General features: G+C 73.6%; 11 protein-coding genes. 4 read left to right on the forward strand and 7 right to left on the reverse strand.

All coding sequences use genetic code 11. From position 1 onward, the window contains the following. The first annotated feature begins 99 nt into the window (after positions 1–99). Positions 100–3,309: an EAL domain-containing protein gene (locus ACPC54_RS06905; RefSeq protein WP_498961997.1), complete on the forward strand. Its 3,210-nt coding sequence runs from the start codon at positions 100–102 to the stop codon at positions 3,307–3,309. A 30-nt stretch (positions 3,310–3,339) separates the two neighbouring features. Here ACPC54_RS06905 and ACPC54_RS06910 read toward each other — a convergent pair whose 3' ends face one another. Continuing rightward, the gene (locus ACPC54_RS06910; protein ID WP_498961999.1) at positions 3,340–5,634 is read right to left on the reverse strand and encodes a hypothetical protein; all 2,295 of its coding nucleotides are present in this window, start codon (positions 5,632–5,634) and stop codon (positions 3,340–3,342) included. Positions 5,635–5,648: 14 nt separating this feature from the next. Then, complete coding sequence (locus ACPC54_RS06915; RefSeq protein ID WP_498962001.1) at positions 5,649–6,068, reverse strand: hypothetical protein; 420 nt, start codon at positions 6,066–6,068, stop codon at positions 5,649–5,651. A 240-nt stretch (positions 6,069–6,308) separates the two neighbouring features. Between ACPC54_RS06915 and ACPC54_RS06920 the strand changes: the two genes are divergently transcribed. Beyond that, the gene (locus ACPC54_RS06920) at positions 6,309–7,199 is read left to right on the forward strand and encodes an imine reductase family protein (RefSeq protein ID WP_498962003.1); all 891 of its coding nucleotides are present in this window, start codon (positions 6,309–6,311) and stop codon (positions 7,197–7,199) included. Here ACPC54_RS06920 and ACPC54_RS06925 read toward each other — a convergent pair. Next, positions 7,196–8,032, reverse strand: a complete 837-nt coding sequence (locus ACPC54_RS06925; RefSeq protein WP_498962005.1) for an alpha/beta fold hydrolase — start codon at positions 8,030–8,032, stop codon at positions 7,196–7,198. The genes ACPC54_RS06920 and ACPC54_RS06925 overlap by 4 nt on opposite strands. Before the next feature lie 52 nt (positions 8,033–8,084). Here ACPC54_RS06925 and ACPC54_RS06930 point away from each other — a divergent pair, with 52 nt between their 5' ends. Further along, complete coding sequence (locus ACPC54_RS06930; protein ID WP_498962007.1) at positions 8,085–8,699, forward strand: TetR/AcrR family transcriptional regulator; 615 nt, start codon at positions 8,085–8,087, stop codon at positions 8,697–8,699. Between the two features lie 64 nt (positions 8,700–8,763). Here ACPC54_RS06930 and gcvH read toward each other — a convergent pair whose 3' ends face one another. Further along, positions 8,764–9,147: a glycine cleavage system protein GcvH gene (gene gcvH / locus ACPC54_RS06935; RefSeq protein ID WP_498962009.1), complete on the reverse strand. Its 384-nt coding sequence runs from the start codon at positions 9,145–9,147 to the stop codon at positions 8,764–8,766. Between the two features lie 168 nt (positions 9,148–9,315). Next, positions 9,316–9,801 (reverse strand): MarR family transcriptional regulator, encoded by a 486-nt coding sequence (locus ACPC54_RS06940; protein ID WP_498962011.1) that lies wholly within the window; start codon positions 9,799–9,801, stop codon positions 9,316–9,318. A gap of 108 nt (positions 9,802–9,909) precedes the next feature. Between ACPC54_RS06940 and ACPC54_RS06945 the strand changes: the two genes are divergently transcribed. Beyond that, a complete protein-coding gene (locus ACPC54_RS06945; RefSeq protein WP_498962012.1) occupies positions 9,910–10,341 on the forward strand; it encodes an HGxxPAAW family protein in 432 nt (143 codons plus the stop codon). On the opposite strand, the gene ACPC54_RS06950 is transcribed toward ACPC54_RS06945, so the two are convergent. Both ACPC54_RS06950 and ACPC54_RS06955 read right to left on the reverse strand, forming a co-directional pair. Continuing rightward, positions 10,322–10,879 carry a hypothetical protein gene (locus tag ACPC54_RS06950; RefSeq protein WP_498962014.1) on the reverse strand — a complete coding sequence of 186 codons (558 nt, stop codon included), beginning with the start codon at positions 10,877–10,879 and terminating at the stop codon, positions 10,322–10,324. The two genes, ACPC54_RS06945 and ACPC54_RS06950, sit on opposite strands and share 20 nt — an antisense overlap. Positions 10,880–11,023: 144 nt before the next feature. Then, positions 11,024–11,758, reverse strand: a complete 735-nt coding sequence (locus ACPC54_RS06955) for a hypothetical protein (protein WP_498962016.1) — start codon at positions 11,756–11,758, stop codon at positions 11,024–11,026. Positions 11,759–11,865 lie beyond the last annotated feature (107 nt).

The raw sequence follows: 11,865 nt of genomic DNA on the forward strand, positions 1-11,865 counted from the left end.
GACCCGCCGGGCGCCACTGGGCCGGTGCCGGCCCGACCCGCCCCCGCCCGTCCTCCCCGACCCGAGCGGCCGGGTGAAGTCGCGGAGGAGGTAGCCTCGTTGACCCGTCGGCGACAGGGACTGATGGCCTGCTACCTCCTCTGGATGGTGGTCTTCACCGGCATCTACTACCTCGCCCCGGCGCAGCGCATCATCTGGTGGACGGGCATCGGCCTCGGCGGCGTCGCCGCGATCGTGCTGGGCGTGCGGCTCAACCGCCCGGCGCACGCGTCCTGCTGGTACCTGCTGGCGCTGGCCAACCTGAGCTTCACGGCGGGCGAGGTGGTGCAGGCCGTCCAGTTGGACATCCTGCACCGGCCCAACCCGTTCCCGTCCGTCGCGGACGCCTTCTACCTGGCCGAGTTCGTGCTGTACGCGGCCGGCGCGCTCGGCTTCATCCGCTGGCGGACGGCCCGTCAGGACCACGCCGGGCTGCTGGACGCGCTGATCCCCACCATCGGCCTCGCCCTGCTGTCCTGGATCTACCTGATCCTGCCGTACGCCCGGAACCCGGACCTGTCCTGGCTGCAGAAGGCCGTCTCGATCGCCTACCCGCTCGGCGACATCCTGGTCCTGGCCCTGCTGATGCGGCTGATCACCCCGCGCGGCGGCAGCTCCCGCTCGCTGCAGCTGCTCGCGGTCGGCACCCTCGGCATCCTGACCTCGGACGTGCTGTACGGGCTGATCCAGCTGCACGGCACCTGGCACATCGGCACCCCGGTCGAGCTGGGCTGGGCGGCGTTCTACACCGCGTGGGGCGCGGCGGCGCTGCACCCGTCGATGGTCGAGCTGACCCGGCCGGTGCCCACCCAGCAGCCGGACCTCGGCCCGGCCCGGTTCACCCTGCTCACGCTGGCCGCCTTGATCGCCCCGGCGATCCTGATCGTCGAGTCGCTGGACGGGAACACCACCAACGCGGGCGTGATCGGGGCGTTCTCGGCGGTGCTGTACCTGCTGGTGCTGGCCCGGCTCGCGGTCGTGGTCGCGGCCCGGCGCCAGGCCGTCGCCCGGGAGCGGACGCTGCGCGAGGCGGGCTCCCGGCTGACCTCGGCGGTCACGGTGGAGGAGGTCACGGCGGCGGTGCAGGCGGCCGCGGCCACGCTGATGCCCGCCGAGTCGGGGCACGTCGCGCTGCTGGCGGTCTCCCGGGCCGACGCGCCGGGCTCCCCGGGCTCCCCGGGCTCGCGCGGCGGCTCGCCGGGCGGCTCTCCGGGCTCGCGCGGCGGCTCGCCGGGCGGCTCACCGGGCGGCTCACCGGGCGGCTCCCCGGCCGACGACGAGCTGCTGGCGCTCGCCGCCGACCGGGAGACCCGGCTGCTGGCCACCCCCGGCCTGCCCGGCGCCCTGGCCGCCCACCTGAGCGGCATGCCCGCCGCGCTGCTCTGCCCGCTCACCCTGGCCGAGCGCCCGTCCGGCGACCCGCTGATCGGCGCGCTGGTCGTCACCGGCACCGAGCAGGAGCTGACCAGTCTGTGGGGCTCGCTGGAGATCCTGGCCGCGCAGGCCGCGCTGGCCGTCGAGCGGGTGGTGCTGAGCCGGGAGGTGACCCGCCGCAACAGCGAGCTGTACTTCCGCACCCTGGTGCAGAACGCGAGCGACGTCATCCTGATCCTCGACGCCGACGACGGCGTGCGCTACGCCTCCTCGTCCGCCGAACAGGTGCTCGGCTACCCGAGCCTGGACGGGCGGCGCTTCACCGAACTCGTCCCGCCGGAGGACAGCCGGGAGGTCGGCAAGGCGCTGGCCCGGATGCGCGGGCCCGACGACCCGCCGGCCGCGACGCGCAGCGAGCAGCCGCGCGAGCACTGGCGGCTGCTGCGCCAGGACCGCACCCCGATCGAGGCCGAGGTCCGGCACACCGACCTGCGCGCCGACCCGACCGTCGCCGGCCTGGTGCTCACCCTGCGCGACGTGACCGAGCAGCGCCGGATGGAACGCGAACTCACCCACCGGGCCTTCCACGACTCGCTGACCGGCCTGGCCAACCGGGTGCTGTTCGCCGACCGGGTCGGCCACGCGCTGTCGCGCGGGGAGCGCAGCGGGGCCGTCACCGGGGTGCTGTTCATCGACCTGGACGACTTCAAGATGGTCAACGACACCCAGGGCCACGCGGTCGGCGACGAGCTGCTGGTGGCGGTGTCACTGCGGATCTCCACGGCGCTGCGCAGCTCGGACACTGCGGCCCGGCTCGGCGGCGACGAGTTCGCGGTGCTGGTGGAGGACGCGCTGGCGCCCGCCGACGTGGACGCGATCGCGGACGTGGTGCTCGGGGTGTTCGTCGAGCCGTTCCGGCTGCGCGCGGGCGCCGTCCGGGTGGGCGCGAGCGTCGGGGTGGCGACCACCGAGGACAGCGTGGACGCGGCCGAGCTGCTCACCCACGCCGACCTGGCGCTGTACGCGGCGAAGGCCGCCGGGCGCCGCCAGTGGCGCCACTACCGGCCGGCCCTGCAGGCGGGGTTGGTGGAGCGGCACGAGCTGAACGAGCACCTGGACGTGGCGATCGCCGAATCCGCCTTCCAGCTGTACTACCAGCCGATCGTCGACCTGCGCACCGGCGACCTGGTCTCCTTCGAGGCGCTGGTGCGCTGGCCGCACGACCGGCGCGGCATGGTGCTGCCCGACGAGTTCATCGCGCTCGCCGAGGAGAGCGGCCAGATCGTCCCGCTCGGCGCCTGGGTGCTGGAGCGCGCCACCCAGGAGGCGGCCGGCTGGCACGCGGCCAGCTCGACCGTGCGGACGGCGGCCGGCCGGGCGCCGCTGCGGGTCAACGTCAACGTCTCGGCCCGCCAGTTCCGCGACCCGGGCTTCGTCGACGTGGTGCGCAACGCCCTCGGCGACTCGGGCCTGCCGCCGTGCTCGCTGGTCCTGGAGCTCACCGAGTCGGTGCTGATGCGCCGCGACGAGCGGATCAACGACGACATGGCGACCCTGGACGGCCTGGGCGTCGGCATCGCCATCGACGACTTCGGCACCGGCTACTCCTCGCTGTCCTACCTGCGGGAGTTCCCGATCTCCATCCTCAAGATCGACAAGTCCTTCATCGACGGCCTCGGCCACTCCCCGCAGCAGCACGCCCTGGTCGAGGGCATCACCCGGATCGCCGAGACCCTGGGCGTCAGCGTCATCGCCGAGGGCATCGAGCAACCCGAACAGCGCGACCTGCTCGCCGCCATGGGCTGCCCGCTCGGACAGGGCTACCTCTTCGCCCACCCCCTGACCGCCGCACAGGCCCGCGCACTCGTCCGCGACGCGACGTACGAACCGCGCTGAGCCCGTCCGCGCCCCGCCCCCCGGGCGGGCTCACTGGTCGCTGCCCTTGGAGATGACGGCGTGGTCGCCCGCGAGGCCGTCCGTGAAGCCGCCGCTCGCGGCGTCCGCCGCGCCGTTGGCGAGGCTTTGGACCTTGTCCGGGCCGAGGCCGGCGGCGGCGCCGACGTCGATGACGGCCTGCCGGGCGCCGCCCATCGCACCGCCCCTGGACTGGGCGTAGTCGTCGCCGCCCTGGTCGCGGCCGACCTCGGTGGTGTCGATCTTGTTGGCCTTGACCACCATGTCGGTGATCGAGTCGGCCAGGCCCGGCAGCTTGTCGGCCAGCGGCACCTTCTCCGGGATCAGGCCCAGGGTGCTGTGGAAGACGTCCTTGACCAGGCCGCCGTTGCGCTCCACCGCGTCGTTGTACGCCTGGTCGGAGGCGGCGTGCTGGTTGTGCACCTGGTCGATCCGGGCCTCGCCGAGGACACCGCTGACCACCCCGCCGGAGCGGGCGGCGTGGTTGACGTCCTCGCTCATCTGCCAGTCGGCCGCGCCGCCGCCCGCCACGTGGCCCTGGATGAGGGCGGTGCTGTACGCCTGGTTGGCGTTGGCGACCACGGCGTACGAGTCCGGATCGCGCCCGAGGGCGTCCAGGAACCTGAGCGTGTGGGACGCGTTCAGCCCGGCCGGCGCGCCCTTGACGGGCAGGTTCGGATCCCCGGCCACCGACCGCTGGACGTCACCGATGTAGTCGGCGGTCATCTGGCCCAGGCTCGGCCGCATCGAGGAGAGCTTGCCGTCGCCCTTGAGGTCCTCCAGCACCCCGCCGTCGCCGTGGCTCGTCCCGAAGGTGTCCACCACCCGCTTCAGCAGGCCCGACTGGGCGGCGTCGTGCCCGACCGGCCGGCCGTCCGCCGTCAGGGCCTCCGGCCGCCCGGGGGCGTGGCCGGAGGTGGCCGCCTCCAGGGCCTGGCCGAGCGCGGCCGGGCCCGCCTTGCTCGGGTGGCCCCAGGCGTCCTTGTCGAGGGTGTCCGACCTCCAGTCCTTGTCGTGGACGTAGTAGTCGAGGTAGTCGGCCGGCTTGGCCTGGCCGCCGGCGACGGTGCCGTCGGCGACGTTGTAGGCCGTCGCCGGGTGGGTGAAGAACTCGGTGGCCGCCGCGGGGCTGTGCGCGAGTGCGGTCAGGACCGCCGTGGTCGGCTGGTAGCCGGCGCCGTCCTTGGGGTCGCCGAGCAGGCTCAGGCCGTGGCTCAGCCCGTCCGGGATCGGCGCCGGCCAGTGCCCGTCGTGCTGGTGGGCGTCCATCTGCGTGATGTGCTCGGCGATCGGGGTGAGGAAGTGCGGGTCGTAGTCGCCCGTCTCCAGGATGGGGGCGATCAGCTGGTAGCCGAGGTACACCGGGGCCGGGCCGTGCGGCTTGCCCGACCCGTACCACGCCGGTGCGGCGCCGGCCCGGCGCAGCTGTGCGGCCCAGTCGTCGGACAGGTGCGGCTGCCGGTCCGAGTGGGTGGCGGCGGCCAGGCCGAGGCCGAGGTTCTTCTGCAGCTCCTTGTAGGCGGCCCAGCGGGCGTCGCCCGTCCTGCTGACGTGCACCGGGTCGCCGACCATGGAGTACCAGGACTTGACCAGGCCGTCCGGGGTGAGGTCCTGGTAGAACCTGGTACTGAACGTCGGATCGGCCGAGTTCAGCGCCAACAGGGCGTTCAGTTCGGTGAGTTCGGGGTCACTGATGTCCCCGCCCTTCTGCATGAGGGCCGCGGCGCGGGCGCCGTCCGCCTCGGGGCCGCCGATCGCCCGGCCGTTGAACGCGTGGTCCGTGCCGGTGGCCGCGTCGGAGTTCAGCGCGCCGGCCATCCGCTCGTCGGCGGCGGTGGCCTCGGCGACGGCGGCGTCCATGGCCGCGCGGGCGGCGTCGGCCTTGGCGCCCCACTCCTGCTGGTAGAGCAGGTGCAGGTCCGGGTCGTGCCGGGTGGCGGTGTCCGCGGGCGGCCAGCCGACGACGCCGCTGTCGCTGACCGTCAGCTTCGCGGCGCGGGCGTCCGCGACGGCCTTGTCCAGCTTGGACCTGGCCGCCCCGATGTCCTTCGCCGCCTCCTTGAAGACCGAGGCGAGCGCGTTCGCCTCGGTGACGGCGTCGGTCAGCTGGTCGTTGACGCGTTTCAGCCCGGCTCTCGCGAGGGCGGCCGCGGGGCCGTTCCAGCAGGCGGAGTCGACCTTGCCGGTCACCGTGCCCGTCCAGTCGCCGTCCAGGGACTTGAGCTTCTGCGCGACGGTGGTCCAGGCGGTCGCGGCGGTGTCCAGGACACCGAGGTCGGCGGTGCTGAGATCGTGGAAGTCCACCATGTCCGTGCCCCCTCTCAGACCGTCATGTTGCGCCGCACGTGGGTCTCGTGCTGCTCGTAGGTGGTGGAACTGCCGCGCAGGGCCTGGGTGGTCTCGCCGATGGTCTTCGCGAGCGCGTCGACGCACTGGTCCCAGGTGGCGGCCGCGGTCTTCGCCGCCTTGCCGGTGGCCCAGTTCGCCAGCGCGGTGGCGACCTTGCCGGTCGCCTCGTCGGCGCCGCGCCCGTCCGTGGTCAGCCGGCCGTGGAGCTGGTCGGCGTTGTTCGCGGCGGTGGTCAGCGCGACCGTGTCGGCGCTGAAGCCGGCGCCCCCTCCGCTCGGCCCCTGCGCCGAGTTGAGCCGGGTACGGGCGGGCGCCGCGCCCCGGGCCTCCTCCTGGGCCCGGGCCTGCGCGGTCAGGTTGCCGTCCGCGTCGTAGGCCCACGGATTCATCATCCGGTCGAACTCTCTGGCCCGGTCGTCCACTTCATCGCCCCCTCTGCGCCGGGGCACTGCGGGGCCCGGCGTGCCACCAGTAGAGCGCCGCGGGTGCGGCGGCGGTTGCGCTGCTGCGGGCACGAAATGAAAGCCGCCCGGGACGGGTCGGGCGCGTGGTGCGCTGCGCACTACCGGGTGAGCACCCCACCGGAAAGTGCGTTCTTGATCATCCACGGCCGGTCGCGGAGGCTGATTCCCATGACCCAGAACCCCGTGGGGACGTCCCCGAAGACCGCTGTCACCCTGCTCGGCCTCGGCGCCATGGGCACCGCCCTCGCCCACGCCTGGCTCGCCGCCGGGCACCCGCTCACCGTCTGGAACCGCACCGCCGCCCGCGCCGAACCCCTCGCCGCCGAGGGCGCCGTCGTCGCCGCCACCGCCGCCGCGGCCGTCGCGGCGAACCGGCTGGTGGTCGTCTGCCTGCTGGACGACGCCTCCGTCGACGAGGCCCTGGCCGACGCCGACCTGACCGGCAAGGACGTGGTCAACCTGGTCACCAGCACCCCCGCCCAGGCCCGGGCCCGCGCCACCTGGGCCACCGCGCGCGGCGCCCGCTACCTGGACGGCGGCATCATGGCCGTCCCCCCGATGATCGGCGTCCCGGCCGCCGGCCCGTACGTCTTCTACAGCGGCTCGGCCGCCCTCTTCGAGGAGCACCGCGGCACCCTCGCCGCCCCCGCCGACACCCGCTACGTCGGCCCGGACGCCGGCCACGCGGCCCTGCACGACGTGGCCCTGCTCAGCGCCATGTACGGCATGTTCGCCGGCGTCACCCACGCCTTCGCCCTCGTCCGCGGCGACACCGTCGCCCCCACCGACCTGGCCCCCCTCCTCACCGGCTGGCTCACCGCGATGACCGCCTCCGTCCCCGACACCGCCCGGCGCCTGGAATCCGGCGACTACACCACCGGCGTCGTCTCCAACCTCGCCATGCAGGCCGCCGGCCGCCACACCCTCCTCGGCACCGCCGAGGAGCAGGGCGTCAGCCCCGAACTCCTCACCCCCTTCTTCCACCTGATGCAACGCCGCCTGGCCACCGCCTCCCCCACCGAGGACCTCACCGGCCTCACCGACCTCCTGCGGAGCTAACCGGCGCCGGTGAGGAAGGCGCCGATCTCGTGGGCGACGGTTTCGGGCTCGTCCAGCATCGACAGGACGTACGCGCCGGGGACGGCGGCGTAGCGGCCGGCCGGGAGCAACCGGGCGAGCTGGTGGCCGTGTTCGGGGGGCATGACGCGGTTGTCGGGCGACCAGAGGACGAGGGCCGGGCCGGTGAAGTGGCGCAGGGCCTCGGTGTCGCGGATCAGTCGGCGCCTGTCGACCGGGCCGTGGCAGTAGGCGAGCAGGTCGCGGCGGATGCGCGGGTCGCCGAGGACGGGTGTCGTCCAGCGGCGGATCATGTCGTCCGGGACGGGGCGCCTGGTCATCTGCCCGTAGACCATCGGGAGCCGGCGCAGCGGGCGGATGCGGAGGTTGTGGGCGACGAACCGCACGCCGCCGGGCAGCCGGGTGGTGACGGTCAGCATCTTGCCGGGGAGCCCGGGCGGGAAGTTGTCGAAGGCCTCGCAGGGGAGGATCACCTGTCGGGCGACGCGCCGGTCGAGTCCGTGGGCGGTGAGGAAGAGCGAGCCGCCCCAGTCGGCGTGCACGAGGGTGACGGCTTCGAGGTCGAGGGCGTCGAGGAAGTCGGCGACGAGCCGGATCTGTCCGCGCAGCGTGAGGTCGGCGTCGGGCCGCATGGGGCGCCGGTGGGAGCCGAGGGGCAGGACGGGCCGCAGGTAGCTGAAGCCCGGGGGCAGTAAGGGCAGGACCCGGTCCCACACGGTGTGGTCCATCAGGAGTCCGTGGAGCAGGACGACGGGCGGCCCGGAGCCCGCCACGTCGTATTCGACGACACCGGCCGGGAGTTCGACTTCGCGCACGGCAACCTCCACTAGAACGGTCTCTCTAGAGTGACCGTTCTAGCATGGGACCATGGAAGGCGTGAAGACTGACGAGCGAATCGCGCTGGCGATGGCGGAACTGCTGCGCACCCAGGGATACGGCGCCACGGGCATCAACCAGCTCGCCCGTGCCGCCGGCGCGCCCACCGGGTCGATCTACCACCACTTCAAGGGCGGGAAGCGCGAGGTCGCGGCGGCGGCACTGCGGCAGACCGGGGCCGCCTACATCCAGCTGCTGCCGCTCCTGCTCGACGCGCACGCCGATCTCGCGGTCGCGATCGAGGCGTCGTTCGCCGCGGCGGCCGAGGACATGGCGAACACCGGCTGGGCCAACATGTGCCCGGTCGGCACCGTCACGGCCGAGATCGCCGACACCGAGCCGGAACTGCGCGAGGTCGCGGCGGAGGTGATGGGGGGCTGGATCGAGGAGGGCACCCGGTACTTCGTCGGCCGCGGGCTGTCCGAGACGCACGCCCACGACGTCGCCCTCGCCCTGCTCACCGCGCTCGAAGGGGCGTTCCTCCTCGCCCGCGGGCTGCGCTCCGCCGAGCCCTTCCTGGCCGCCGGACGCACGCTCGCGGTGTACGTCGCATCGCTGGAGACACAGGAGCCCCGGGGCTCGGGGGCGGCGCTTCCCGGGCACTGAGGCCGAGGTCGGCGCCGGCGCGGGAGCGCAGGAAGTCGGCGGGGCCGACTTCCTGCGCGGCGGCTCACTGGTCGAGGACCGCCTGGTAGCCAACGGCGTCGAGGAGCTTGTCGAGCTCGGCCTTCTTCGACGGCTTGAGCTTGAAGATCCAGGCCTCGTAGGGCTCGCTGTTGATGAGCTCCGGCTCGCCCTCCAGCTCCTCGTTCACGGCGACCACCTCGCCGCCGACCGGGGTGTAGATGTCCGACGCAGCCTTGACCGACTCGACGATGCCCACCGGCTCCCCGGCCTCGAAGACCTTGCCGGTCTTCGGCGACTCGACGAACACCACGTCGCCGAGCGCCTTCTGGGCGTGGTCGCTGAGGCCGATCGCCACCGTGCCGTCCGGCTGCAGCTGCGCCCACTCGTGCGACTCGGCGTACCGCCGGTCGGCGGGGATGTTCGACATGCTCGCTCCACTGGTTCGTAGGTGATCAGCGGGCCCAGCATGCCCGAGGCGGGCGGGGAGCGGTGTCAGCCACGCGCCGGGAGCCGACGGCGCGTCAACTCGGCTTGACCGCCCGGCTTCGCCGGTGCCGCGCGGGAAGTCGACCCCGTCGACTTCCCGTGCGACCGCTCACGACGAGGCGGCCCTGATCTCCTCCAGGGACTCGTCGAGCACCACCCGGGCCCGGGTGAACCAGTCGGCGATCACCGCGATCTCTTCCGGCGCGTAGTCGGCGAACAGGGCGCCGATCCGCTCGTAGAACGGGCCGTACACCTGGAGGATCCGCTGCTGCGCGTCCTCGGCCATCACGACGCGCACCCGCCGCCGGTCGCCCGGGTCGGCCTCGCGGCGGGCGTAGCCGGCCTTCTCCAGACGGTTGAGCACGCCGGTGACGGCGCCGGTGGTGAGCTGGGCCCGTTCGGCGAGGTCGCCGGCGGCCAGCGGCTCCCCGGCGAGCGCGGCCTCGATGACGAAGCCGAGGCAGGTGAGGTCGGTGACGTTGAGCCCGAGCCGGGCGGCGATGTCCTGCTGCCCGAACTGGGCGAGCGCGATCATGCGGTCCATCGCGTACAGCGCCTGTTCGGGCGTGGCCCGGGGGCGCGGCTTGCCCTTCACCCAGGATCTCCTTAGCATCTAAGTAACTTATCTCGCGAGATAAATGGTCTGGTCGGGACGACCGGACCGCTGACCTCCACCTCCCCATCTCACACCACGGGAGCAGCCATGAGCACACACGGCGACCACGACATGGGGCACACCGTCGCGGGCTGGACCGGGTCCGTCATCGCCATCCTCGGCTTCGCCGTCGCCGGCGGCGCCCTCGTCCTCGGCTCGGCGGCCGGACTCTGGGCCGGCGGCGCGCTCACCGCCCTCGGCGGCATCGCCGGCTGGCTGCTCCACCTCGCCGGCCACGGCAAACCCACCGGCCCGCGCCCGCCCCACCTCCGCCACTGGCGCACCCCCGACCCGGCCGGGCGCCACGGCCACGCCGACTGCCTCGGCTGCCGCCTCGCCGGCAGGCGTCAGTCGGTACGAGGCCCGCACCGGGCAGCCGACCAACGGGCGGTGGCGGTACGTGATCGACAACCCCTTCGGGACGGCCTGAGGGCCGGCCCGCGGTCGGCGGGCCGGCCGGTCAGCCGATGGAGGGGGTGAGGGTGCCCACACCCGGCAGTTCCTTCGGGTTCACCGTGCAGAAGAAGGCCCGGCTCCTGGCGCGGTTGAGGTAGAAGCTGCCGGTGTAGCGGCCGTGCGTCACCGCGGTGTCGAACGCGTCCGCGTGCAGCCAGCCGTCCGGGCCGCCGATCTCGTCCTTCAGCTCCGCCGGCACGGCGCACCCGATGGGCCGCTCCTGCCATTCGGCGCTCATCATCAGCCCGACCAGGGTGACCGGCGGCAGCGTGACCACGCCGTCGAACTCGACGTCGGTCGGCCCGGGCACCCCCGGCCGTGCGTTCGGGTCGGTCCCCACGCCGAGCGGCCGGCTCACCCAGGTCGTCTCCGAGAACTCCCCCAGCTCCGGGAACAGCTTCGTCACGGTCGCGGTGTCGTGCCCCACCTGCGCCTTCGCCGGCTTCGCCGCCTCGGGCGCCGCTCGGCCGCCACTGCCACCGCAGCCCGACACCGCCAGGGCCACCCCCGCCGCGGCGAGCACCAGCCGCGGCGCCGCCCCTCGCCGATCCGTCCGGATCACCGTACTGCCCCCCTTCGACGGCGACCGGTTCGCCGCCGAAGGTGATCATGCAGCACGGGTGCCGACGCACCAAAGGCTATGCGTACACGGTCGCCGCACCGAGGGCTCCGGAGGCGAACGTCGGCCCCGGGGCCCGTACGGGCCTCAGACCGCCATGCCCGCCGTGGCCACCGCCGTGGGCGGGGTGGTGCTGCCGGCCGTCGTGCCGAGGGTGCGTTCGACCTTGGCGACGGCGGTGCGGTACTGCATCGACGCCGTCTGCGAGGAGGTGTCGTCGCGCTGGAAGTAGCCGAAGGCCATGCCGACCGTGCCGAAGCGCTCGATGCCGACGTAGGCGTTGAGCTGGACCCCGCCGACCGACCCGTCGAGGCGGACGGCGGGAGCGTCCGGGCGGTCGCCGAGGGTGATCGGCGTGACGTTGAAGGTCACCGCGTCGGGCGTGCCGGCGTCGAAGGTGAGGGTGTGGCAGGTCTTGAAGGCGTCGACGGCCTTGGCGAAGTCGGTGGTGATCTTGTCGTTGTCCTCGGCCGTCAGGGACTCGGTCACCATCGGGTTGCCGCCCTGGCCGTCGAGTTCGACCTCGGCGTGCGGGACGGACGGGTCGGGTTGCCCGGCATGCGAGTTGAGCAGGGCACTGAGCGCGTCGCAGCCGCTGACCGGGGTGGGGCTCTCGCCCGGGGTGGGGCTCTCGGTGTTCGGCACCTCGGTGTAGCCGGACTGCGGGCCGAGGTCGTTCGCGGTGAGCAGGGCCGCCTTCAGCTGGTCGGCGGACGGCAGTACCTGCAGGGGCGCGGCGCCCGCGAGGTGCGCCGGGCCCAGGACGACGGCCGCGGCGAGCGCTGCGGCGCTGAGGGCGTGGAGAGGCCTCGGTCGAGACATGCCGACCCCCGGTCGAGAGTGCGGACAGGGACAGTTCACCAGTGTCCCACCGGGGTCCGGGCACGGCGCGCTCGCGGGGATCACCCCAGGTCAGAGCATCTGGGACG

Source organism: Kitasatospora sp. NPDC094028 (assembly GCF_049543595.1).
Taxonomy (GTDB): domain Bacteria; phylum Actinomycetota; class Actinomycetes; order Streptomycetales; family Streptomycetaceae; genus Kitasatospora.